At 51.2% G+C, this 22,032-nt stretch carries 22 protein-coding genes; 13 read left to right on the top strand and 9 right to left on the bottom strand.

The annotated features are described in order from the left end of the window. Positions 1 to 206: 206 nt before the first annotated feature. Together V7676_RS13460 and V7676_RS13455 are read right to left on the bottom strand one after the other, a co-directional pair. Positions 207 to 1,745 (bottom strand): transporter, encoded by a 1,539-nt coding sequence (locus V7676_RS13460; RefSeq protein WP_335660216.1) that lies wholly within the window; start codon positions 1,743 to 1,745, stop codon positions 207 to 209. 36 nt (positions 1,746 to 1,781) lie between these two features. Beyond that, positions 1,782 to 2,537 carry a helix-turn-helix domain-containing protein gene (locus V7676_RS13455; protein WP_335660215.1) on the bottom strand — a complete coding sequence of 252 codons (756 nt, stop codon included), beginning with the start codon at positions 2,535 to 2,537 and terminating at the stop codon, positions 1,782 to 1,784. Between the two features lie 494 nt (positions 2,538 to 3,031). Here V7676_RS13455 and V7676_RS13450 point away from each other — a divergent pair, with 494 nt between their 5' ends. Next, positions 3,032 to 3,328, top strand: a complete 297-nt coding sequence (locus V7676_RS13450; protein WP_335660214.1) for a helix-turn-helix domain-containing protein — start codon at positions 3,032 to 3,034, stop codon at positions 3,326 to 3,328. Positions 3,329 to 3,496: 168 nt separating this feature from the next. Here the strand turns inward: V7676_RS13450 and V7676_RS13445 are convergent, their stop codons facing one another. From V7676_RS13445 to V7676_RS13435, 3 genes are all read right to left on the bottom strand, one after another. Beyond that, positions 3,497 to 4,258 (bottom strand): NRDE family protein, encoded by a 762-nt coding sequence (locus V7676_RS13445; RefSeq protein ID WP_335660213.1) that lies wholly within the window; start codon positions 4,256 to 4,258, stop codon positions 3,497 to 3,499. A 164-nt stretch (positions 4,259 to 4,422) separates the two neighbouring features. After that, positions 4,423 to 4,578: a hypothetical protein gene (locus V7676_RS13440; protein ID WP_335660212.1), complete on the bottom strand. Its 156-nt coding sequence runs from the start codon at positions 4,576 to 4,578 to the stop codon at positions 4,423 to 4,425. Next, positions 4,579 to 6,522: a S9 family peptidase gene (locus tag V7676_RS13435; RefSeq protein WP_335660211.1), complete on the bottom strand. Its 1,944-nt coding sequence runs from the start codon at positions 6,520 to 6,522 to the stop codon at positions 4,579 to 4,581. Between the two features lie 72 nt (positions 6,523 to 6,594). Between V7676_RS13435 and pabB the strand changes: the two genes are divergently transcribed. The 6 genes from pabB (at position 6,595) to msrA (ending at position 12,343) form a co-directional block, all read left to right on the top strand. Next, a complete protein-coding gene (gene pabB, locus V7676_RS13430; RefSeq protein WP_335660210.1) occupies positions 6,595 to 8,361 on the top strand; it encodes an aminodeoxychorismate synthase component I in 1,767 nt (588 codons plus the stop codon). Between the two features lie 30 nt (positions 8,362 to 8,391). Further along, the gene (locus tag V7676_RS13425; protein WP_335660209.1) at positions 8,392 to 9,666 is read left to right on the top strand and encodes an O-acetylhomoserine aminocarboxypropyltransferase; all 1,275 of its coding nucleotides are present in this window, start codon (positions 8,392 to 8,394) and stop codon (positions 9,664 to 9,666) included. A gap of 30 nt (positions 9,667 to 9,696) precedes the next feature. Further along, positions 9,697 to 9,999, top strand: a complete 303-nt coding sequence (locus tag V7676_RS13420; RefSeq protein WP_335660208.1) for an alkylphosphonate utilization protein — start codon at positions 9,697 to 9,699, stop codon at positions 9,997 to 9,999. 76 nt (positions 10,000 to 10,075) lie between these two features. Then, positions 10,076 to 11,278 carry a pyridoxal phosphate-dependent aminotransferase gene (locus V7676_RS13415; RefSeq protein WP_335660207.1) on the top strand — a complete coding sequence of 401 codons (1,203 nt, stop codon included), beginning with the start codon at positions 10,076 to 10,078 and terminating at the stop codon, positions 11,276 to 11,278. 152 nt (positions 11,279 to 11,430) lie between these two features. After that, on the top strand, positions 11,431 to 11,589 hold the full coding sequence (locus tag V7676_RS13410) for a hypothetical protein (RefSeq protein WP_335660206.1): 159 nt from the start codon (positions 11,431 to 11,433) through the stop codon (positions 11,587 to 11,589). Between the two features lie 28 nt (positions 11,590 to 11,617). Continuing rightward, entirely contained in the window at positions 11,618 to 12,343 is a 726-nt protein-coding gene (gene msrA / locus V7676_RS13405) for a peptide-methionine (S)-S-oxide reductase MsrA (RefSeq protein WP_335660205.1), read from the top strand. A 217-nt stretch (positions 12,344 to 12,560) separates the two neighbouring features. On the opposite strand, the gene infC is transcribed toward msrA, so the two are convergent. Next, on the bottom strand, positions 12,561 to 13,100 hold the full coding sequence (gene infC, locus V7676_RS13400; RefSeq protein ID WP_335660276.1) for a translation initiation factor IF-3: 540 nt from the start codon (positions 13,098 to 13,100) through the stop codon (positions 12,561 to 12,563). A gap of 190 nt (positions 13,101 to 13,290) precedes the next feature. Next, complete coding sequence (gene thrS / locus V7676_RS13395; RefSeq protein ID WP_335660204.1) at positions 13,291 to 15,300, bottom strand: threonine--tRNA ligase; 2,010 nt, start codon at positions 15,298 to 15,300, stop codon at positions 13,291 to 13,293. 273 nt (positions 15,301 to 15,573) lie between these two features. Between thrS and V7676_RS13390 the strand changes: the two genes are divergently transcribed. From V7676_RS13390 to V7676_RS13375, 4 genes are all read left to right on the top strand, one after another. After that, positions 15,574 to 15,927: a hypothetical protein gene (locus V7676_RS13390; RefSeq protein WP_335660203.1), complete on the top strand. Its 354-nt coding sequence runs from the start codon at positions 15,574 to 15,576 to the stop codon at positions 15,925 to 15,927. 71 nt (positions 15,928 to 15,998) lie between these two features. After that, positions 15,999 to 16,745, top strand: coding sequence for an alpha/beta hydrolase (locus V7676_RS13385; RefSeq protein WP_335660202.1), 747 nt, complete (start codon positions 15,999 to 16,001; stop codon positions 16,743 to 16,745). Between the two features lie 22 nt (positions 16,746 to 16,767). After that, entirely contained in the window at positions 16,768 to 17,523 is a 756-nt protein-coding gene (locus tag V7676_RS13380; RefSeq protein WP_335660201.1) for a tetratricopeptide repeat protein, read from the top strand. Positions 17,524 to 17,600: 77 nt separating this feature from the next. Then, positions 17,601 to 18,104 carry a DUF3617 domain-containing protein gene (locus V7676_RS13375; RefSeq protein ID WP_335660200.1) on the top strand — a complete coding sequence of 168 codons (504 nt, stop codon included), beginning with the start codon at positions 17,601 to 17,603 and terminating at the stop codon, positions 18,102 to 18,104. Positions 18,105 to 18,143: 39 nt separating this feature from the next. Here V7676_RS13375 and V7676_RS13370 read toward each other — a convergent pair whose 3' ends face one another. Then, the gene (locus tag V7676_RS13370) at positions 18,144 to 18,878 is read right to left on the bottom strand and encodes an SIMPL domain-containing protein (RefSeq protein ID WP_335660199.1); all 735 of its coding nucleotides are present in this window, start codon (positions 18,876 to 18,878) and stop codon (positions 18,144 to 18,146) included. A 110-nt stretch (positions 18,879 to 18,988) separates the two neighbouring features. On the opposite strand from V7676_RS13370, the gene V7676_RS13365 reads away from it, so the two are divergent. After that, a complete protein-coding gene (locus V7676_RS13365) occupies positions 18,989 to 19,429 on the top strand; it encodes a VOC family protein (RefSeq protein ID WP_335660198.1) in 441 nt (146 codons plus the stop codon). 13 nt (positions 19,430 to 19,442) lie between these two features. On the opposite strand, the gene V7676_RS13360 is transcribed toward V7676_RS13365, so the two are convergent. After that, a complete protein-coding gene (locus V7676_RS13360; RefSeq protein WP_335660197.1) occupies positions 19,443 to 21,164 on the bottom strand; it encodes a sensor domain-containing diguanylate cyclase in 1,722 nt (573 codons plus the stop codon). Positions 21,165 to 21,297: 133 nt separating this feature from the next. Between V7676_RS13360 and gloB the strand changes: the two genes are divergently transcribed. Beyond that, positions 21,298 to 22,020 (top strand): hydroxyacylglutathione hydrolase, encoded by a 723-nt coding sequence (gloB, locus tag V7676_RS13355; protein WP_335660196.1) that lies wholly within the window; start codon positions 21,298 to 21,300, stop codon positions 22,018 to 22,020. The last annotated feature ends 12 nt before the right edge of the window (positions 22,021 to 22,032 follow it).

Below are 22,032 nucleotides of genomic sequence, written 5' to 3'. Positions count from 1 at the left end.
AATCCTTTCCTACAGTTTGGCCGCTATGATAAAGTGCTAAAGATTCTTTCTCAGTTTTGAATGTTACCCGCAGCCTTCAAAAAAGAGGTGTGGTTTGTGTGAACTTTGCCCTGAATACGGGCGATGAAACAGTCAAAGGGGGCGGCGCATTTTATAGGTTCGGCCACCCCCCCCCCCCCCCTTTTTTTTGTCAGTTATCCGGCTAACTAGAAACGGAAAGGAATCCGCGCGACAATGCTGACATCTGGTGCATCTTCAGTGACACCAAATTGAAAGCCGAGGTTTAGGGATTGCCGTTCGCTCAGGCGATAGGACATGCCAAAGTTGAATGATCCCACCTGGATGTCATTACTGTCCTGAAACGTGTCGCCCAACTGGGTCCTAGTCGAGAAAATATAATTGTGGCGATAGCCCAGTGAAAAGGAAAAGCGCGGATTAAGCGCAAAGCCAAAGCCGACGCTGGCGTTTACAGCATCACCCGGATCGACCTTTCCGACCAATACATCGCCAACAATTTTGTCGATATTACGCTCGATATTCCACAGATATCCTAGCCCGCCATAGATGACGACCGGATCAGACGGCATTAGAAAACTGATGCTGGGCTGGACGCCCCAAAAGCCCGAACCGGTGGCTAGGCCGGTCGCAACGCCAAATTCGTCAAAGGGAATTTCATAAGGACTTTTGCCCGTATCGCCTTTGACCCGCAAGCCGGCGACCCAGATCGGACCTTGTCCTTTGGGCCGATTCAGCTGGTAACGCAGTGATAATTCTGCGTCACCAATACCGGTTTCTTCCAAGCCCACTTCCCTTGTGATTTGTTCATCACGCTGTTGGACCACCTGTATCCGGTCCTTCCTGTAAAGTAGCGGAACACGGCCTTCTATTTCCAGCCGGTTGGTGAGGCCATAGCGCATGGCAAATGTCGCGACAACGGTATCACGATCTGCATCGCTGGCCTCAATCGCGCCGATTTGAATGCCGGGAATAAGTTCGATACCGCGGAATACGAGGCGGTTAGTCGACGACCGTGTATATTCAATCGAGGGGTCGAGCACGAATTGACCGCGTGGTGTCAGCACACCTTGCCCTTCGGGCACAGCCTCGACTTTTCGTTCGATATTCTGGGTTTCGGGCGGCGCTTCGCCAACGGGTCCCTCCGGCAAGGTCAGACTGTCATCAGGCGAGGTTCCGATTTGGACCGCCGCCGTCTCCACCTGATCTCTATTGATGCCGGCGCCGCGCATTTGCGACAAGGCAAAGGGTGTCGCAACTGGCGTCGCGGCGCGAACCAACTGATTGTGTAATTCCAGTTGTTGGATCTTATTACTTTGTGACTGGATGAGCGCGTTCTGACTCGCAATCAACGTTTTCTGTTCTGCCAGTTCGGATTGGATGGCTTGTAGCGCAGCGGTAATATTGCCTGTTTCCTGCTCGGAAAATGTAACCGGTGAACGGTCTTCTCCGGCAAAGGTCAACTCGATTGGTAATTTGTCCGGTTTGGAGACTGGCAATACTTCTGAAGGTGCCTCCGCAGACTGGGCTGGAGATTGAGCGGCGCTTAGCCGCTCCATAATTCTGGCTGATTCCGCTTCCGCTTCTGCAGCGGTCAGCTGAGGTGCCGGACTTATATGGTCCACCGTTGAGGCTTCATTCGTGGTCGCCGCTGAGGCGGTTCCGCCGCAGAAAGCTACGGCGGGAAGGGCGGCGATAAAGGTAAGTGAACTTAGATGATTTGTGGTCATTATATTTCTCCCGGCATGTTTACGCATGCAAATTTTCTAGGCGGCAGACAGCTCACTGAGGCAAAGGCCTGCGGCAGGGTGAATGCGGCGGTCCGATGAGTCATTTGTTAGGCTGTCCTGATATTCTCCAGCGAGACTGCACAATCCGGCATTGTCAGCGATGACGACAGAATGGCGCCCGTCAATTTTGATTAGTCCACGGCGAACCAAATCAGAAAAAGTCCGGCTGACTGTATGAACCGTTAGGCCAAGAAAATCGGCGATGTCGCATCTGGACATGGGAATGGTGATATGTGGTTTGCCATCAGCTTGCTGTTTGAGACACAGCAGAAATGCGGCTAGCCGTTCCGTGGCGGTTCGGTGGCCCATGATGAATAAATAGCGCTGGGCGGCGGACATAGCGCGGAATAAAATCGACACGGCCTCGTCGAGCTGCGGCTTTGGTGTTGAATCCTGAGTGATATCTCCGACCCGGTAACACCGCACAACAACATCTGTCACCGCTTCGGCAGCTGTTCCGTAGGTATCAGAATCAGCCCCAAAAACGTCGCTGCTAAAGAAAAAACCGGTCAGATGCCGGTGGCCATCCATGTGAAAGCGGCACGTGCGAACAGTGCCCTGAACCACCTCATACCAGCGACTTGCCTTTTGTCCTTCGTCGAATATTAATTGTCCTGCCCGAAACCGCAAAGTGGTTGAGCGCAAGTGTGAATGTACGTCCTGCATCTTTGCAGGCGCGGTAAGTAGCGATTGCATCCGTGCCGTCTCCTCTAGACCCTCAGCACGACCCATTTTTACTTTCCTCGCCAATATTGCCATAATATCAGCGAGGCCTCAGATGCGACCTTATGTTGTTTTGTGGGGGTTATGTACGATAGGATCGCAGAAATGGTCTATCCAGTGATTCGCGTGTGTTGAATCCTAGGCGATTCTGCGTGCTGGTTTTTACTAGGTGAATTCACCTATAGAATTCCGAGTTCATGTAAATTACTGTAAATTCAATGGGTTGGCAGGGACGTTTTTATCCTATCGGAATCCTGTGCTATAGGAGTAAAAGATTGACCATCGTAGCAGTAATTTTGCAGCGAAACAAAATTTGCGACGTCTTGTTGGGGGAGGGAACCACCGACAATTAGATTAGTTGGTCTGTAAGGCCGGTCTATGTTGTGAGAAGTGCTGGTGCGCAGCGATGCGTTCGTTTGTGCGCCAGTGATCGAGACAAATGGGGGCATTTGTTGATTGGTAAGCTGTATAGTTTGCAAGTCTTATAGAAGGTAACCCTCGTGATGTTACAGCAAAAGAGTTTGACCAATGGTCCCGTGCTCACGCTGAGAGAGCATGAGATATTGGAATATGTTGCGCAAGGACTGTCGACCAAAGAAGTCGCGCAACATGTAGATATTGCACCGCGGACGGTGGATCGACACGTTGAAAACGTGCGTTTGAAGCTCCGGGCCAAAAATCGCACCCATATGGTGGCATGTGCGGTGATGGAAGGCTTGCTGCAGGTCAAAGTTTCTAGGACGGGAGATTCGGATCCCAGCGCATTTACGCAGTTAGATGCCCCTGAATTTGACGATTAACGCAATTCAAAGCTCCCAGGCGTTTAATTGATCCGACCCAGTATAATCCAAAATTCTGAGTTGTTGTTTCGGTCTGTCATGCCGTATTCCCGCTATCATGGGGAATGCGGCCTTTGGTCATGTCGGTGCAGGCGGATCCATTGGTTGTTTATCGTTGGCATTTAAGTTCTAGCCCGGCCAGGTAAACGATAGACGAGTATCTCCTGTTGATTTTCCAGAGGGTGCATAGCGTCGTTCTGTGATCATCCCTGCACCCTGATGATCAATTGCAACGACCGTACTGCAACGGGTCCCATAAACCGGATTGCGAATAAAAACGGCCGAATTTTGGGGCTCCAACGATGATACAGAATTTGGTTCGGCATCCGGTGCGAGCGGGAATGTCGTCTGATCGCGCAAATTCTCCAGCAAAATGCCGGGATTACTCGATTCATTTTCTATCCAAGCAGCTAACGTTGAGTTGAGATATCCTGACTTCCGCCAAGGTTTGTCTATTGGGCCATTGGAAAGTCCATGAATTCCGGGGGCAAGAATATGGCTGCGTGCATGTGGACGATTGGAATGAATAAGTGCTTTGTTCCCTGCAACAGTGATTAAATTGAAGGGATTGAAATCAGAAAAATCAGTTGCATTAAGGCTGGAATAGCGCCCATCGTCGGATAAAAAATCTTTGAGAAGATCGCCGCGAGAGGCCGGCTCGGCATCTGGTGTACCGTGGCCGCTGAGGTTGGTTACGACGGCTAACCGCCCTTGCTCGGAAACACCTAACCAGGTTCCACCGGCCTTTATGTCTCGTCCCGCCAATAAATGGGAAGGATCGCCCCAACGGGAAAGGGCATCGGCGGGGCGGGAGTGAATTTCATCCCGATTGCCGATAGCGATAAGTTTCCAGCGCGGGTGCGCTTTCCAGGCAAATGCTACGATACACATCCATCTTATATTGACGAATTACGCATGCTTAGCGACTAGTTTCTATTTTCTAAATCGTTCCACGGCTAATAGTCATGATAATAAGACCGGCGTGAAATAGCGTTAAAATGCAGGATATGAAATATCCTCTATTGTTTGCGCAGAGCAGCCCCGATCCATAAGGATCAATGTTCAGTATCCCTATTACCGTGGCTATTCGCGCTTATTCGCTCATTATTTTCGAGAAGCTCAATCCGATCGCGTAGCGTAGCGATTGTATTACGGGAATCAAATATCAACACCATCAGGATAATGATTCCTGCAATTATCAATATTTCCATTCACTCTTCCTTGTGTAGCAGATATTTCTGCCAGAATAGCAGCGAAGCCCAGAACTGATAGTCCGCATTTTCTTTCTTTCGAAAGCCGTGGCCTTCATTATTTGCCTGTAAATGCCAAACTGGCCGACCATTTGCCCGCATTGCCGTGACAATTTGATCCGTCTCGCTTGCCGGTACGCGGGGGTCATTGGCTCCGGCGACAACCATCAGGGGAAGATTGATTTCATTGGCGCGTCGCAGCGGACTTATCTCCTCTAGCTTTGCACGATGTTCCGGGTTCTGCTCATCGCCATATTCACGCCGACGAAGATCACGGCGATAGGGTTGGGTGCTTTCTAGAAATGTCACGAAATTCGATATGCCGACCACTGCCAGCCCTGCTTTCAAACGACGGCCATAGCTTAGCATGGACGCAAGTGTCATATATCCCCCGTAACTGCCACCGGTCACGGCAACGCGGCGCTTGTCGATGCGTTTGTCTCTGCGGAGATGTGACAGGAATGCGCCAATATCCCGGACGCTATCTTCGCGGCGGAACGGTCCGTCGTCCAGCGCAGAAAATCGTTTTCCGAACCCGGTTGAACCGCGCACATTGGGATAGAAAATTGCGATGCCCAGCTTATTGACCAGATAATTATTAGGGCCTAAAAAACGCGGTGTTGCCTGAGATTCTGGTCCGCCATGAATGTCGATGATCAAGGGGCGTTTACCTTCATGCTTTGCCGGGTTCGGTCGATATAAAAATCCGGACATTTTCTCGCCATCAAAGCTAGTAATTTCGACCAATTCGGGTGCAACATTATCGGCTGGATTGAGGCTGCTATTTTCACTTCGGGTCCAGCGGGTGGTTTCCAATGTTTCCGGGTTTAAGCTGAAACTGTCGCTGCCAGTCTGATTAGCATTGAGGGTGAAACCCAATTCTCCCCACGGGGCAAATTTCATGTTGCCAATTACGCCGATGGGTAAGTTGGGAGGCACGCGGATGGCGCTGCTTTGCGTGTCATAAATTTTCAGAACGGATCGGCCTGCCTGATTGACTTCAAAGGCGATCCACCGGCCGTCCTTACTGATGTCAAAGTCAGAAATATCCCAGAGTTTTTCTTCTATAACCGGCTCGAAGGCCGCTGTTTCAAGATTAACGGTGCCAAGGCGCTGGACGTCACTGCCATTATCGGAAGCGGCCCATAAACGGCCATCTGGTGCAAACTTCAGACCATTATAAGTAATCGGATTCTCGCTATCGGTTAGCTGACGCGACGTATTGTTGATTATGTCGATCAGATAAAGTTGATTGTCAGTGTCTGAAACATAATTGAAAACGAGAAGATATTGGTCATCAGGCGAGAAGTCGATTGGCAGCCAGCCCCCGCCACTTGATGTGACTACCATAGTTGCATTATCAGGATCAGCCGGATTCATTAGATAAATGTCATTGTAAAGACCGGTCCGCTTGTTGGAGCCGAAAGCCATTAAATTGCGGCTTTTGGACCAAGGGCCCATCTGATTCCTGCTCTTGCCGTCGGTCAGCATTTTTGGTCGTCCATCTACCAGCGCGAAGATCTGGTTTACTTCGTTACCTCCCGTATCTTTCTGAAATAACAGGGTTGATCCGTCGGGTGAAAAACCGGCGGAATTTATGGGTTCATCGAAAAAGGTAATTTGTTCCCGAACGCCCAATGGTGCCGCGATCCTGTGGAGTTGTCTCGTTTCCGCGAACCGCGTTTGGATCAGCATGGCTCTGCTTTTGGGATCCCAATCGACAAAGCTTGCAGTGCTAAATTCCATATAGGGTTTGGTCGCGTTCACTATTGCGTTAGGAATGGCAGGAACTTGGTCAGCCACTAGTGCGGTCGGCGTCGATGCAACTTCCTCCGCTGCATTAGTAGCGGTGCCGGATAGCTGCAATAACGCGGCGATTAAAACGCCGACATATTTGATGCGCATTTCGCGCCTCTCCCTGACCCAGTTTCGTTCATGCTTATGGACGAACCATATGAAAAGCAATTAGGGGAGGGCATGCTTTTTGATAACACCCCTTTTATATTGCTTGATGATGCCCGTGCTGAAGGTGAGGCGGAACCCGCCCGCCTTTACAGGAATCCGGTTGAGATAGTGGAGGCCCGAACACTCGGCAGTTTGGAATCAGCGTTGGAGCGGATTTCCAAAGCGCGGGAAAGAGGGCTGCATGCCGCTGGATATATGTCATATGAAGCGGGGCTGGCGTTGGAAAGCCGACTTGCGGGGCATCTGCCCGATGATCGCCCTTGCCCGCTTCTATGGTTCGGGTTGTTTTCGGATTATAGTTTGCTGGAGCCGGATGCACTGGCGCAGATTTTTCCTGATCCCAACGGCGCATGGCTAGGAAAATTGAAGCCCTCCGTAACGCGCGCGGATTACGATCATGCATTTGCAAAGGTGAAGGAATATATCGTTGATGGGGATATATATCAGGCTAATCTGACCTTTCGGGCCCATGCAGCGCATGCAGGGCATCCCTTGGCGCTCTACGCCGCAATCAGGGACCGTGCAAAAGCCGGTTATGGCGGGGTAGTGTTTGATGGCAAAAATTGGTTGCTGTCATTTTCCCCTGAATTATTCTTTGCCATGAAAGACGAGAGAATAACTGCCAAACCAATGAAGGGAACGGCGGCACGGGTTCAAAATGCCATAGAAGATGCCGCTATAAAGGCGGAATTACAGCGCGATCCGAAACAGCGTGCTGAAAACCTGATGATCGTTGACTTGTTGCGCAATGATCTGTCGCGGGTGGCGGTGCCCGGGAGTGTAAAAGTGCCCGAGCTATTCCAAATCGAAACCTATCCGACAATTCACCAGATGACATCGACCGTAACAGCCCAAATGGCGGCCGGACGGGATGCCGTCGATTTGCTGCGCTTGATCTATCCTTGCGGTTCGATCACCGGTGCTCCGAAGATCAGGGCGATGGAAGTTATCGACGAGTTGGAAGCTGATCAGCGCGGCATTTATTGTGGCTCAATCGGCCGGATAGATGCCAGCGGAGATGCGGCATTTAATGTAGCAATTCGGACATTCTTCTTGGGACAGAACCAAGAAAGGCTTTCCATCGGCCTCGGCTCTGGCATAGTGGCCGACTCTGTAAGGGACGATGAATGGCGGGAATGCCTAGCTAAGGGGAGGTTTGCTGCCGTGGAAGAGGCCAGCACAGTGGATTTGATCGAAACCATGGCGTTTGATCCCGAACGCGGTATCATCCGCCTTGAATTGCATCTGGAGCGGATGAAAGCGAGCGCTGCCGCGCTGGAATTTGAATTTGACCGCCATGCAGCACGTAACACGATACAAGCCATAACTTTTCATCAGGAAACTGCAGCCAGAGTAAGGCTCATGCTTGCTAAATCAGGGGCAATTGCAATTGAATTGCAACCCATGCCAGCACCGCTCGCCGAACCGGTGACAGTGAATGTTGTGCCCATGATGGCCGACCCCAAAGATTATCGCCTGCACCATAAAACGAGCGATCGCAGCATTTATGATGCACCGGATTTACACGGCGATATCTATCCGGTATTTCACGATGCCGACGGCTATTTGACCGAAGGTGCGATCTGGAATATTTTTGTCGAACGGGGTGACAAGCTACTAACCCCGCCATTGTCGCGCGGCGTCCTACCGGGTATATTGCGTAGTGAACTACTGGCAAGTGGCAAAGCCGTCGAAGCCGATTTGCAGGTTGGAGATTTAGACGGGGGACTATACGTTGGAAATAGTCTACGCGGTCTGTTGAAAGCACAGCTCGGCTAAACAATTTAATTTTACCAAATGGAGATTTTCATGACAGATCATCTGGAAACCATGGCGGTGCACGCTGGGACGGAGCCCGATCCGACAACCAATGCGCGGATAACACCGATTTATCAGACCGCATCTTATGTTTTTGATGATGTTGATCATGCCGCGGACCTGTTCAATCTCGATGTGGTCGGCAATATCTATTCCCGCATCGGAAATCCGACCAATAGCGCATTGGAAGGTAAAATCGCGGCCATGGAAGGCGGCGTCGGGGCGCTTGCTGTGGCTTCAGGCCATGCGGCGCAGTTGCTGGTATTCCATGTGTTGATGGACCCCGGCGCTCATATCGTTGCGGCGAAAAAACTTTACGGCGGTTCGCTCAACCAGCTTGCCCATGCATTTAAAAAAATGGCATGGAATGTTACTTTTGTGGACGCTGACAATCTCGATGAGGTCAAAGACGCGATTACCGATGAGACGCGTTGTGTCTTTATCGAAAGCCTCGCTAATCCCGGCGGCGTTGTGCAGGATATTGCAGGTATTGCGGATATTGCCCATGCTGCTGGTATCCCGCTGATCGTCGATAATACTATGGCGTCCCCCATGCTCTGCCGTCCGTTTGAACATGGTGCGGATATTATCGTCCATAGTGCCACGAAGTTTCTCGGTGGTCACGGCAACAGCATCGCTGGTTTGATCGTCGATAGCGGTAAATTTGATTGGACCAAGAGCGAAAAATACGCACATCTGAACCAGCCCAACCCCTCTTATCATGGCAAGGTTTTTACTGAAGCCTTTGGCGAAATCGCTTTCATATTGGCGGTACGCGCATTGGCGCTGCGGGACTTGGGGCCTGCGCTGTCGCCGTTTAACGCCTTCCAAATCCTCACTGGAATGGAAACACTAGCGCTGCGGATGGAACGGCATTGCTCCAATAGCCTTGCTTTGGCGCAATGGCTAAAAGGCCGGGAAGAAGTCAGCTGGGTTTCCTATGCAGGTTTGCCGGAAAGTCCTTATTATAAACTGGCGCAAAAATATCTTGGCGGCCAAGGCGGTGCGGTGTTTACCTTCGGTCTGAAAGACGGCTATGATGCGGGAATTAAATTGGTTTCTGCCGTCAATTTGTTCAGCCATCTTGCGAATATTGGTGACACACGCTCGCTGATAATTCACCCTGCTTCGACCACGCATAGCCAGCTAGATGCGGATGAAAAGGTTGCGGCTGGTGCTGGACCGGATGTTGTTCGTGTCTCGGTGGGCATTGAACATATTGATGATATCATCGCAGACATGGACCAAGCACTATCTTCCTTATAAATAGCGGACTTCCAAAGTAGAAAGAGAAACATGACCTCAAGTGACGGTGAATATGTATATGATGAGGAAACCGGTGAGTGGCTGAGTCCTGAAGATGCAGCTGAGAACGCCAAAGGTCCGGAAGTTCTTGATGCGGTTGGCAATCCCTTGGCAGATGGCGATGCGGTAACGCTGATAAAGGACTTGAAGGTCAAAGGTGCAGGGCAAACACTCAAGCGCGGTACATTGATTAAATCGATCCGGCTAACCGGCGATGCGCAGGAGATTGACTGCAGGCATGAGGGAATTAAAGGCCTCGTTTTGCGTGCGGAATTCGTGAAAAAGCGCTCCTGACTAAATCAGCCTGTTGCGCTGTAACCGTAACACTATATATGCGCTGGCTGTAATTTCCTTGAAACAGGATTCTAAAATGTCCCAACTTTCTAAATCAATAGGTCGTATTAAACCCTCTGCTACCATGGCCATGTCCGGTCGGGTGACTGAACTCAAGGCGCAGGGCATTGATATTATTGGTTTGTCGGCTGGTGAGCCAGATTTTGACACGCCGGATTTCGTCAAGGACGCTGCGATCGAAGCGATACGTGACGGGGAAACCAACTATACCCCGGTTGATGGCACAGCTGCTTTGAAAGCAGCGGTCGCTGCAAAGTTTCTGCGCGACAATGACCTGACTTATGCACCGTCCCAGATTTCGGTGAACAGCGGCGGGAAACAAACGTTGTTCAATGCTTTGGTGGCGACGCTTGATGCAGGGGACGAAGTTATCATTCCGGCTCCATATTGGGTAAGCTATCCCGATATGGTGAATTTCGCCGGTGGTACACCGGTAATTGTTGAGGCTGGCGCGGATCAAAATTACAAGATTACGCCTGAGCAGCTCACGGCCGCCATCACGCCAAAGACCAAATGGCTCATCCTCAATTCGCCGTCCAATCCGACGGGCGCTGCCTATAGCGGTGAAGAGTTGAAGGCACTTGGGGAGGCCTTGTTGCCGCATGAGCACGTCATGGTAATGACCGACGATATGTATGAACATATCTGGTATGCCGACTTTCCGTTCACCACCATCGCGCAAGTTTGTCCCGATCTTTATGACCGCACATTGACGGTCAATGGCTGTTCTAAAGCTTATGCAATGACCGGCTGGCGGATTGGCTACGCCGGTGGTCCCGAATGGCTCATTAGTGCCATGCGCAAGTTGCAGTCGCAATCGACATCGAACCCCTGTTCAATTTCTCAGGCCGCTGCGGTTGCCGCGCTCAATGGTCCTCAGGATTTTCTGGCAGACCGTAATGCCGCGTTCTTAAAACGCCGCGATCTGGTGGTTTCGATGTTAAATGACACACCGGGCCTGAATTGTCCGACGCCGGAAGGTGCTTTTTATGTCTATCCTGATGCGAGCGAGTTGATGGGCAAAAAAACGCCAAAGGGTAAAATAATCGAGAATGATCAGGATCTGATTGGTTATTTCCTTGATGAAGCACAAGTTGCGGCGGTCCATGGCGGGGCCTTTGGCCTCTCTCCCGCTTTCCGGATAAGCTACGCAACATCGGAAACGATATTGCGAGAAGCTTGCACGCGAATTCAGCGGGCTTGTGCGGCTCTAACTTAGTCCGATTCGCAGCAGCACAAGAAATACTTCTCGCGCTAAAACTGAATATCGCCCTGTGACTTCGTTCACAACGGTGAAAGCCAACCTATATTATTGCTGTAACCAATTCGGGGATTGCTCCGAACACAGGGTAACCACAGCAGGAAGATATCATGCCCAATTTTTTGAAATCAGATTTGACCTATAGTTTAAGCGGCGGCTTTATCTTGGGCGCGTTGATGTTATTTTTCATGCAACCACCCGAAGATCAGCAGGGTCTGAATCAGACTCTTTCATCTACGGTCACTGCTGCTGCTAAGGTGAGAAGTTAAATCAATCAAGAAAAGTGGAGCTTTGGATATGAGTATTAGCTTTCCCAAAATTACCACTGCTGTTGTTAGCTGCGCTGCCGCAGCTGTCTTATGGTCAGTTACAAGTACTTCCTTACCGCCAACAGAATTGATTATTGGTGAGGCGCATGCTGCCGAGCAAGCCACCATTATTCCGGCACCGCGAATCGATGCGGCGGAAACTGGGAAACGCGCCGTCGCGATCTTTGCTGGTGGGTGTTTTTGGGGCGTGGAAGCCGTATTTGAACACACCAAGGGCGTGATCAGCGCAACTTCGGGCTATCATGGCGGCACTAAGCGTAGCGCATCTTATAATGTGGTTAGCGCCGGTTTAACCGATCATGCCGAAGCTGTGCGGGTGGTCTATAACCCTAATTTGGTCAGCTATGGCCAGTTGATGCAGATATATTTCTCGGTCATTACCGATCCGACCATGTTAAATGCCCAAGGTCCGGACCGCGGCAAACATTATCGTAGTGCGCTGGTCCCGATGAACAATGCCCAAGCAAAGGCTGCGCGCGCTTATTTGGTGCAGCTTGGCAAAGGTAAATATTGGACAAGCCCGATCGTGACCAAGATTGAAGCCTATAAAGCCTTTTATCCGGCGGAATCCTATCATCAGGATTTCATGCAGAAAAACCCGAGCCAAGGCTATATTGTGCGCTGGGACAAGCCAAAAGTCGCCAATCTTAAACGCCATTTTCCAAAACAATATCGCGCGACACCGGTCGGCTAGCGCAGAGACCACCGGCCAATTAAAATCGCGTCAATTTAACCCACCGTTAGTTTTGCCGTCCTATTGTGATGTTATCGTTCATCCAGAACGCATATAAAACGGATAGGTCCATGGTATCGCACAATTTCGAATTTGCTATCGCGCTGACGTCCATAATAGTGGGTGCGGCTTTGGTCTGGATTGCACATAAGCATCCAGGTTAATCGCCTACACCAGTCTATTTAGGGCACAGCACCATAAGCATCTGACGGCCTTCCAATTTGGGATAGGCTTCGACCTTGGCGGTCTCTTTCATGTCTTCCTGCACCCGCTGCAACAATTGCATACCGAGTTGCTGATGTGACATTTCACGGCCACGGAAACGCAGCGTGACTTTGACCTTGTCGCCATTGTCGATAAATTTGGTGACGTTCTTCATCTTCACCATATAATCATGGCTATCGATATTGGGACGCATCTTGATTTCTTTAACGTCCTGCACCTTTTGCGTTTTACGTGCGGCATTGGCCTTTTTCTGGGCCTCATATTTGAATTTGCCGACATCCAGATATTTCGCAACCGGTGGCACAGCGTTTGGAGAAACCTCCACGAGATCAAGGCCAACTTCCTTAGCCCGATCAATCGCTTCGCTGGTATTCATCACGCCGAGGTTTTCACCTTTATCGTCAATGACTCGCACAGTATCGGAAATGATCAGATTGTTGAAACGCGGACCGCCTTTGACGGGCGGTGTTGGACGGCGTGGTGGTGCAGCTATGTTAAATACTCCTAATGTGTCTATTGCAGCGGCCAATAGCGGTAAATCGCAAGGGTCGCAAATTCTATTCACTATTTAATGTCTGAAGGCCTTGGGATCAATGGCCAGAATGATTATATGGCATAACATAGTTTTGCCGGTTGCTCTATTCTGACACATTTCCTTATCGGCCATGACTATTAAGAAGCGGTTATTTAGCGCTAACCGGCTTTAAATCCGGTGCAAGAGCTTCTTCTTTCAACAGCGCGACTGCCTCGTCCACAGTAAGGAACAATTGTTCTTTCTGCCCCAGTTTGCGCAGTGCAACCTTGCCTTCTTCGGCTTCGCGCATGCCAACCACCAATATATTCGGCACTTTCGCCAAACTATGTTCGCGCACTTTATAATTGATTTTTTCGTTACGCAGGTCGGCTTCGACGCGGATGCCGGAGGCTTTCAGCTTTGCGGTCAGTTCTTTTGCATAGTCATTGGCATCGGTGACGATGGTCGCGACAACAGCCTGAGTCGGGGCAAGCCATGCGGGCATGCGCCCTGCATGATGTTCGATCATGATACCAAGGAACCGCTCAAACGTTCCCAATATCGCCCGGTGTAGCATGACGGGGCGGTGGCGCGCGCCATCTTCGCCAATATAGCTGGCATCCAATCGTTCGGGTAGGACATAATCCAACTGGATCGTGCCGCACTGCCACGTCCGGCCAATGGCGTCGGTGAGATGGAATTCGAGCTTGGGCGAATAGAAAGCGCCTTCGCCGGGCAATTCTTCCCACGCATATTCTTCGCCATCGCGGCCTGCCTCTTGAACGGCATCGCGCAAATTCTGTTCGGCCTTGTCCCACATTTCATCGCTGCCGAAACGCTGTTCGGGGCGCAGAGCCAGCTTGATCGCATAGCTTTCAAAACCAAGATCCTTGTAAATTCTGTCGAGCAAATCACAGAAATGCCGGACTTCATCGACAATCTGGTCTTCGCGGCAGAAAATATGTGCGTCATCCTGCGTAAATTGGCGAACGCGCAGCAATCCGTGCAACGCGCCGTGTGGTTCGTTGCGGTGGCAGCAGCCAAATTCCGCCATTCGCATCGGCAGGTCGCGATAGCTCTTAATCCCCTGACGGAAAATCAGCACATGGGCAGGGCAGTTCATCGGTTTGAGCGCCATCATATCAGCATCGGCTGATATCACCGGTGCATCATCATCAATGCTGGGCACTTCGTCTGGAACAACGAACATATTTTCGCGATATTTGCCCCAATGGCCGGAGGCCTCCCACTGGCGGGCGTCCATGATCTGCGGGGTTTTGACTTCTTTGTAATCAGCGGCATCCAGCTTGCGCCGCATATAGGCTTCCAACTCGCGCCACATGATATAGCCTTGGCTATGCCAAAATACCGACCCCTGCGCTTCGGGTTGAAAGTGGAACAGGTCCATTTCCTGGCCAAGCTTGCGGTGATCGCGCTTGGCGGCTTCTTCTAACCGTATCAGATGGGCATTAAGCTGTTTCTTGTTGAGCCAGCCGGTGCCGTAAATGCGCGATAATTGCGGATTGCGCTGATCGCCGCGCCAATAGGCACCGGATACGCGCGTTAATTGAAAGGCTTGCGGGTCCAGCTTGCCGGTGGAAGCAAGATGCGGCCCACGGCACATATCCATCCAGTCGTCGCCGGACCGGTAAACCGTAATTTCGTCATCTTCGGGAAGCTCGGCGGCCCATTCCGCTTTGAACGTCTCGCCGTTCTTTTTCCAAAGCGCGATAAGGTCATTGCGCTCCCAGACTTCGCGGCGGAGCGGTTTGTCTGCCTTGATGATCCGGCGCATTTCTTCTTCGATCTTGGGCAGATCATCATCCGTAAACGGATCACCCATAGGCGCAAAGTCATAATAGAAGCCGTCATCCGTGGATGGACCAAAAGTGATTTGCGTGCCGGGATAGAGGCTTTGTACCGCCTCAGCGAGCACATGGGCAAAATCATGACGTGCCAGTTCCAGTGCTTCGTCTTCATCCCGCGAGGTGATCAGAGCCAGCTCGGTATCCACTTCCAAAGGCCGCATGATGTCGCGAATCTCGCCATCAATGCGCGCGGCCAAAGCAGCCTTGGCTAGGCCCGGCCCAATGTCGGCAGCGATCTGTGCCGGTGTAGTGCCCGATGCCACTTCACGCGCGCTGCCGTCGGGAAGGGTGATTTTGATCATATTCGTCATGGGCGTTCTATCTCTTATTTTTCTTAATCTTCACATTCTTCACACCAAGGAACCTTGGAAAACAGCTATTCTTGGCTTTTGATTGCCTTAGTCCATGGCCGCGTCAAGTCAACTATAACGACCACAGTTATGTGGGATCATGTAGGAAAGACCTTTGCCGCGATTTCAGGATGTCAGTCCAGCCAGAATAGTGGGTCTTTGCGACGGAAAGGTTTTCGCAATATATTGATGATAAAAAGGAATAACTCGCTACAACAAATGGATTAATCCGTTATGAGCAATGATTTCCCTGTCTGGCACCGCGATGGTAAAGGTGCGCGCAAACGAACGGTGCGGATTGAGACAATCGGCAAGACATTTCTGTTTTTCGAAAATCAATGGCGCAGCGAAGCTTATTATTTTGGCGATCTTGTCTATCGCGGATTAAAGGGCGGTTCGCATGTCTTTGGGCTGGATGACGGTATCAAGGCGCGGCCGCATTGGGAATTGGGATTTACCGGTACCCCTCCAGCGGAACTGACAACCATGTTGCCCAAAATCAAACAACCCGTGTTGAGCGGTGTCGGCATGCTGGTCATGGCGTTTCTGTGCCTCGGGATTGTTTATTACGGCTCTCCGCCTGTTTGAGTTCACGTTTGAGTTGATGTCGTCTGCGCTCCTGCGTAGGCAGAGGGCCGAAACAGCAGCGGAAACGAAAAATGGACGACGAAATTTCATATATCCAGCGCCCCGGCAGCGCGGACCTTGCTTATTGCTATCGTGCGGCCAAGCCGGGCGTGAAGGGTAGCACGCTGGTTTTCCTGCCCGGCTATATGTCGGATATGGAGGGCAGCAAGGCGCTGGCGCTCGACGCATGGGCAAAGGATCAGGGGCGCGCGATGCTGCGGCTCGATTATGCCGGATGCGGGGCGAGCGGCGGTGAATTTGAAAAACAAAGCCTGACTGACTGGCGCGACGACGTGCTGTTTTTGATCGAGAAACTAACGTCTGGTTCGATCACCTTGGTGGGAAGTTCGATGGGCGGTTGGTTGATGCTGCTCGTTGCTCTCGCCCGGCCGATGCGGGTTAAGGCGATGGTTGGCATTGCCGCCGCGCCTGATTTTACCGACTGGGGTTTTACGCAGGAACAGAAAATGACGATCCTGCGTGAGGGCAAGTTAGAGGAACATAGCGAATATAGCGATGATCCCTATGTCACGACCAATATTTTCTGGCAATCGGGTGAAGCCAATCGCATGCTGCATAAGGAAATTGCCTTTGATGGCGCGGTCCGGCTGCTCCACGGGCAGGGCGATGATGATGTGCCTTGGGCCTATGCGTTAGAGATTGCCAAGAAAATGCGTTCAGCCGATGTGCAGGTCCATTTGGTAAAGGACGGCGATCACCGCTTGTCACGCGATCAGGACATAGAGCTTTTGATCGACGTGGTATCGCGGCTTCCCTGAATCTGGAATTTGGATAGCTGTCATGATTATTTCTCTCGCACTGGCCCTTGCTGCCCCCGCTGATTTGTCTGTTCCGATGACGATGACCGAGGTGCGCTTTAACGAATGTGTGGACCTAGCGGTCGATGATCCAGTGAGCGGCGTTGTCGAGGCGAATAAGTGGCGCATTGAGGGCGGCGGATTTCTGGCGCGCCATTGTCTGGGCTTTGCCTATGCTGAGCAATTTAATTGGACAGCAGCGACGACGGCGTTTGTGGAAGCTGCGCGGGAAGCGGAGATTGCAAAATATCCCCGCGTCGCGAATTTCTGGGCGCAGGCTGGTAACGCAGCGCTTGCCGGCGATCAGCCGGAAAAGGCGCTCGAATATCTCAATGCCGCGCTGGTTCAGGGTAGCTTGCTAGGTCTGGAAAAGGGCGAAGTGCATCTTGACCGCGCCCGCGCCCATGTTGCGCTGAACCATTATGATGCTGCGAAATCCGAATTTGCGTCAGTCCATGAATTGGCACCGCAAGATCCTTTAGCCTGGCTATTATCTGCGACATTGGCGCGGCGGATGGGTGACTTGCCGCTGGCAAAAGCTGATATTGCAGTGGCGGCAAAGCTTGCGGCGCGCGATCCCGCCATTGCTCTGGAAGCTGGAAATATTGCCTATGATGGGGGCGACACCGCAGAAGCCAAGGCGAATTGGGAAAAAGCGGTCGAGATCGATGCAGAGAGTCGCCCGGCTAAAGCCGCAAAGAAATATCTCGCACAACTGGTGACGACCGCGCCCGAATAGTTATATATGCAGGCCTGATTCAATCTTTTCGGCAAGCGATCCTATCGCCGCATAAAATTACAGAGAGCACCCTGTCTATGATCCATAAAATCCTTCTGCCACTGCTGGCGGTTCCTTTGACACTATCAGCATGCAGCGGGGCGGATGAAGGTCCGACGGCGGGCCAGTATAAACAGACGGTCAAAATCACCGAACTGGATTTTCCTGGCCTATCCGATAAGGCCAAAAAGCAGACCATAGTTCAGATGGAACAGGCCGCCGGTGGAGGAACGGGCGGATTATTCTGCATGAAGGGCAGCGATGATGGGCAGCAATGGAAAGAGGCGGCGTCGCAAATGTCCGGCGCTTTGGGCGGCAACTGCGATACGATCAAGGATGAAGGCACTGTCACCTCGATTAACCTTGAGATGACCTGCAAGGGAACCGGCAAGGGCGACATGAATATCAAGATGACCGGACAAGCCCACCCCGAAGGTTATGAAAGCGCGATGGCGTTTGACATTAAAGACCCCGACAACGGTGAAACTGCCAGACTAGCTATGAGCATCGATGCGCAGCGGCAGGGCGATTGTCCTGGCTAATCTAGCAGTTTTATCAAGATTGCTGTGCCTGTTATCCCGTTAATCCAGATAGAAATTCACCGTCGTAACGACCCGCACTTTTTTATAGGGCGTGTCGGTTACACCGTATCCGCCGCCGTCACCGTCACGTGAGTTGATGGAGAAATAGCCTTGGGTGGCAGATTTAATCCCCCCGACATCGGTGCCGCTATCCTTAGCAAATTGTTCAGCGGATTTGCGGGCATCTTTTGTGGCGGCTGCGACCATCTCCGGTTTAATCTCGTCAAGCTTGGTGAAGGTGTAGCTCATGCCCGATCCATCCTCCAGCACTACGCCGCGGCGGACCAGATCAAATTGCCGCGCAACGGCGGCCTGCGCTTTATCAATATCGTTCGTGCGCAAAGAGAGGCGTTGGCGGATCGTATATTGGGGAATGCCATTATTCGAATATTGGTTCACATTGGCGCCGGTGGGTTTCAATGCATCGGCTTTAAAGCCGAGCTCGGTGAAAAATTTTCCGATCGCGGCGGTATCCTGATCGATGTCGGCCTGCGCGGCGGCAAGATTGCTGCTTTGCGCGCTATAAGCGATCGTCCAGGTTGCGAGATCAGCGGTCACTTCCCGCTCTGCCAACCCCCGCACCGTAACGCTGCGATCGGCCATTTTGGAACGGAGCAATCCGTCGCCCAACAAATAGCCACCCGCGATTAGGCCGATGGTCAGCAAGCTCGCGCTGACCAGCATGACATTATTCTTTTTGTCCAAAAATCTTGTGCCTTCAATATTATCTGCCATTAATCTTTCCCTCGCGTTCCAAGCCATCTAAACTGTCTCTATCGACCCGGTTCGGATGTGCCGTATCTGCGATGAACCGTTTCTGAATAGAGATGAATGGAGTTTTCCCGATGCCGATAAAATATCTACATACGATGCTGCGCGTCACCGATGTCGATGCGACGATTAAATTTTTCAATCTGCTGGGTATCGAAGAAGTCCGCCGTTATGATAGCGAAGAGGGGCGCTTTTCGCTAATATTCCTCGCTGCACCGGGGCAAAAGGACGTTGCAGAGGTTGAGCTTACTCATAATTGGCCCAATGAAGACGGCAGCGTCGAAGATTATGATGGCGGCCGCAATTTTGGCCATTTGGCGTATAGCGTCGATAATATTTATGCGCTCTGTCAGACATTGATGGATGCCGGTGTGACGATCAACCGTCCGCCACGCGATGGGCGCATGGCCTTTGTCCGGTCCCCCGATAATATCTCGGTGGAACTATTGCAGGCCGGTGATAATTTGCCAGTGCAGGAACCTTGGGCGAGTATGGAAAATATCGGCGAGTGGTAGGTTTTTGAAAGGCCTACGCGGCAGCTGAATCTGACCCAAATTTTGCTCTCATGTCGGATAAGTCAAAACTGACAACCTGATTGCGACCGTTATTTTTGGCACTGTAAAGCCGCTTGTCGGCTATCGCCATCACCGCACGTAACGATGCTCGTTTGGGAATCGCTGTCACGCCAACGGAAAATGTGACGGGTTGTTTGATGGTCGGCATCTGTTGATGAACTGCCTTGATTAAATTTTCACATATTGCGGTGAGCTGTGCTGCCGGGTTTCCCTTGCGGTTGTCGTCGCTGTTATTGCTCAGGAGCAGGGCAAATTCCTCTCCGCCAATCCGGGCAGAAAAATGACGCGATTTTGCAAGTTCCTTGCCGACTATACGTAACACATCATCGCCAACTTCATGCCCGTATAAATCATTGACGCGCTTGAAGTAATCAATGTCTAAAATGGCCAAATGACCATAGCTACGGTCGTTCAAATTGATCTGAAACGCTTTTTCAAACGCACGGCGGTTGCCAATTGCGGTAAGGCCATCGGTCTCCGCTAATATTGTCAGCTCAACCTGCTTCCGCATGGTATTTTCGTGCCTGAGGCGTAATTGTAATATCCGGTTGGCGACACCGAAAGCCAATATGATCGTTTCAAGCACAAGCGCGAAATAGAGACCATAGTCAAGCTCGGGAAACCCGACGTAGAGGTTCAGGCCGCGGGCGATTCGGTCTAAGGCAAATAGTGAAATCGGAGTCCATGCCGCGATCTGGAACCAGATGGCTTTGCTGCCGCGGCGTACCGCGTGGACCATTGTATAGGCTATTACGGCAATATAGGGCAGGAAGGACGCGTGATAATAGTCACGCGCATATAACTCATATCCTTCATCAAACCGAAGAAATATCGCGGTTACAAAGACCGGTATCATCGCAGAGACGAAAATAATCGGCTGTAACCAATCGGCGATTTTCCCGCGTTCTACAAAGCGGACCAAGAAAAACCCACTGGCAGCAACAGCAATAGCCAAGGTCCAATAGTTAAGAAGGAATTTTATCGTTAGATTCGTGTCGGGAAAGGCAATGAAGATCAGGCCAGAGGAGCTGAACGTATAAACCACTGTTCCGGCGATCATTAGGCTGTGCCACAACATGAAGCTGTGGCGCAGCGCTCCGTAAAAAAATACGTTGTAGATGAACGGCATGATTGCCATGCCACACAAAAGTCCGAACATGGCGGATAGTGGTAATTTGAGATTGTCCCAGATCCGTTTAGAGGCCAACTGGATCAGTGAAATCGAACTGATAATTTTGGGGTTGTCGATAACAATATAGATATTCTTGATTTTTTTGCGGATGCCCGGGACTTCGGATCCGGGCACAGGCAAGCCGTAATGACCTTTGGGACGCCAGCTGTCTACGATTGCGCGCTCCGAATAGCTAACCGATTTCACGCTACCGTCGTCTAGAACAGAGTGTATGGCCATGGATGTTAAGCCATTATTATCGCCCTGCACTTCAACTGTGCCTTTTGCTATGTCCTGATCTCTAAAAGGAATTTTTACCCAGACACGCGACCCCGTAAACGCGTATTTCCGGTCCGAACAATCAAATTTATTTTTAATCTTCAGAATGTCGTTTATCGAAATATTTTTGGATGTGCCATAGGTGCATAGCTCGTCAGACAGCGGAACCGCAGCGTGGACAGGGTTGGACAAAAGCGGCGTAAATCCAAAAATTATAAATGCCAAAATTATGGCCAATAAGCGCAATGTGCAAACCTTCCCAAAATTCCATTCGTCTAAGTCTTTGTCACGTAACGTAAAATGGTTATTTTGCGGTTAACCCTCGACAGCAAATAATGAGCGGCGTAAACATTCCACCATGCTTGAAATTATCCGCATCCCCGTATTGTCCGACAATTATGTTTGGTTGGTTCACGAACCGGCGTCCAAAGAAACGATGGTCGTCGACCCTGCTGTGGCTGAACCGGTGCTGGCGGAAGCCGAAAAGCGCGGTTGGAATATCACCCAGATATGGAACACGCATTGGCATCCTGACCATACGGGCGGCAATGCCGAAATTAAGCAAGCGACAGGATGCCATATCGTCGGACCGCAAGCGGAAAAGGATCGTATTCCGACGCTGGAAACATTGGTAAAAGAGGGCGATCTGGTCCGTTTGGGAAATGTTATAGCCGATGTCATTGACGTACCGGCGCATACGGCCGGGCATATCGCGTTTCATTTTTCCGACGAAAAAACTGTGTTCGTTGGTGACACGTTATTTGCAATGGGTTGTGGCCGCCTGTTTGAAGGTACGGCGGCACAAATGTTTGACAATATGCGAAAACTTTCCAAATTGCCCGGCGATACTATGGTCTATTGTGCCCATGAATATACCCAGTCCAACGGCGAATATGCGTTAGTCGCAGAACCGGATAATGAGGCGCTGAAAAAGCGGATGGAGGCGGTTTTGGCAGCCCGCGCGAAAGGTGAGGCCACTGTCCCGACGACCATTGCGCTGGAAGCCGCAACTAACCCATTCATGCGGGCGGCGACTGCCGAGATATTGGCCGAGCGGCGTATAGCCAAGGATGCGTTCTAGTTACGGATTTCG

Origin of the sequence: Parasphingorhabdus sp. (assembly GCF_036963805.1) — a bacterium.
Classification (GTDB): domain Bacteria; phylum Pseudomonadota; class Alphaproteobacteria; order Sphingomonadales; family Sphingomonadaceae; genus Parasphingorhabdus.
The sequence above is the reverse complement of the archived record's forward strand: the minus strand, read 5'-3'. Positions and strand labels throughout refer to the sequence as shown.

Bases quoted from the DNA above. Each gene is read 5' to 3' on its own strand.
- thrS (WP_335660204.1), bottom strand. From the start codon at position 15,300: ATGACGAATATGATCAAAATCACCCTTCCCGACGGCAGCGCGCGTGAA.
- V7676_RS13385 (WP_335660202.1), top strand. From the start codon at position 15,999: ATGGACGACGAAATTTCATATATCCAGCGCCCCGGCAGCGCGGACCTT.
- V7676_RS13440 (WP_335660212.1), bottom strand. From the start codon at position 4,578: ATGGAAATATTGATAATTGCAGGAATCATTATCCTGATGGTGTTGATA.
- gloB (WP_335660196.1), top strand. From the start codon at position 21,298: ATGCTTGAAATTATCCGCATCCCCGTATTGTCCGACAATTATGTTTGG.
- V7676_RS13375 (WP_335660200.1), top strand. From the start codon at position 17,601: ATGATCCATAAAATCCTTCTGCCACTGCTGGCGGTTCCTTTGACACTA.
- V7676_RS13380 (WP_335660201.1), top strand. From the start codon at position 16,768: ATGATTATTTCTCTCGCACTGGCCCTTGCTGCCCCCGCTGATTTGTCT.
- V7676_RS13420 (WP_335660208.1), top strand. From the start codon at position 9,697: ATGACCTCAAGTGACGGTGAATATGTATATGATGAGGAAACCGGTGAG.
- V7676_RS13445 (WP_335660213.1), bottom strand. From the start codon at position 4,258: ATGTGTATCGTAGCATTTGCCTGGAAAGCGCACCCGCGCTGGAAACTT.
- msrA (WP_335660205.1), top strand. From the start codon at position 11,618: ATGAGTATTAGCTTTCCCAAAATTACCACTGCTGTTGTTAGCTGCGCT.
- V7676_RS13410 (WP_335660206.1), top strand. From the start codon at position 11,431: ATGCCCAATTTTTTGAAATCAGATTTGACCTATAGTTTAAGCGGCGGC.
- V7676_RS13415 (WP_335660207.1), top strand. From the start codon at position 10,076: ATGTCCCAACTTTCTAAATCAATAGGTCGTATTAAACCCTCTGCTACC.
- V7676_RS13365 (WP_335660198.1), top strand. From the start codon at position 18,989: ATGCCGATAAAATATCTACATACGATGCTGCGCGTCACCGATGTCGAT.
- V7676_RS13455 (WP_335660215.1), bottom strand. From the start codon at position 2,537: ATGGGTCGTGCTGAGGGTCTAGAGGAGACGGCACGGATGCAATCGCTA.
- V7676_RS13450 (WP_335660214.1), top strand. From the start codon at position 3,032: ATGTTACAGCAAAAGAGTTTGACCAATGGTCCCGTGCTCACGCTGAGA.
- pabB (WP_335660210.1), top strand. From the start codon at position 6,595: ATGCTTTTTGATAACACCCCTTTTATATTGCTTGATGATGCCCGTGCT.
- V7676_RS13435 (WP_335660211.1), bottom strand. From the start codon at position 6,522: ATGCGCATCAAATATGTCGGCGTTTTAATCGCCGCGTTATTGCAGCTA.
- V7676_RS13370 (WP_335660199.1), bottom strand. From the start codon at position 18,878: ATGGCAGATAATATTGAAGGCACAAGATTTTTGGACAAAAAGAATAAT.
- V7676_RS13425 (WP_335660209.1), top strand. From the start codon at position 8,392: ATGACAGATCATCTGGAAACCATGGCGGTGCACGCTGGGACGGAGCCC.
- V7676_RS13460 (WP_335660216.1), bottom strand. From the start codon at position 1,745: ATGACCACAAATCATCTAAGTTCACTTACCTTTATCGCCGCCCTTCCC.
- V7676_RS13390 (WP_335660203.1), top strand. From the start codon at position 15,574: ATGAGCAATGATTTCCCTGTCTGGCACCGCGATGGTAAAGGTGCGCGC.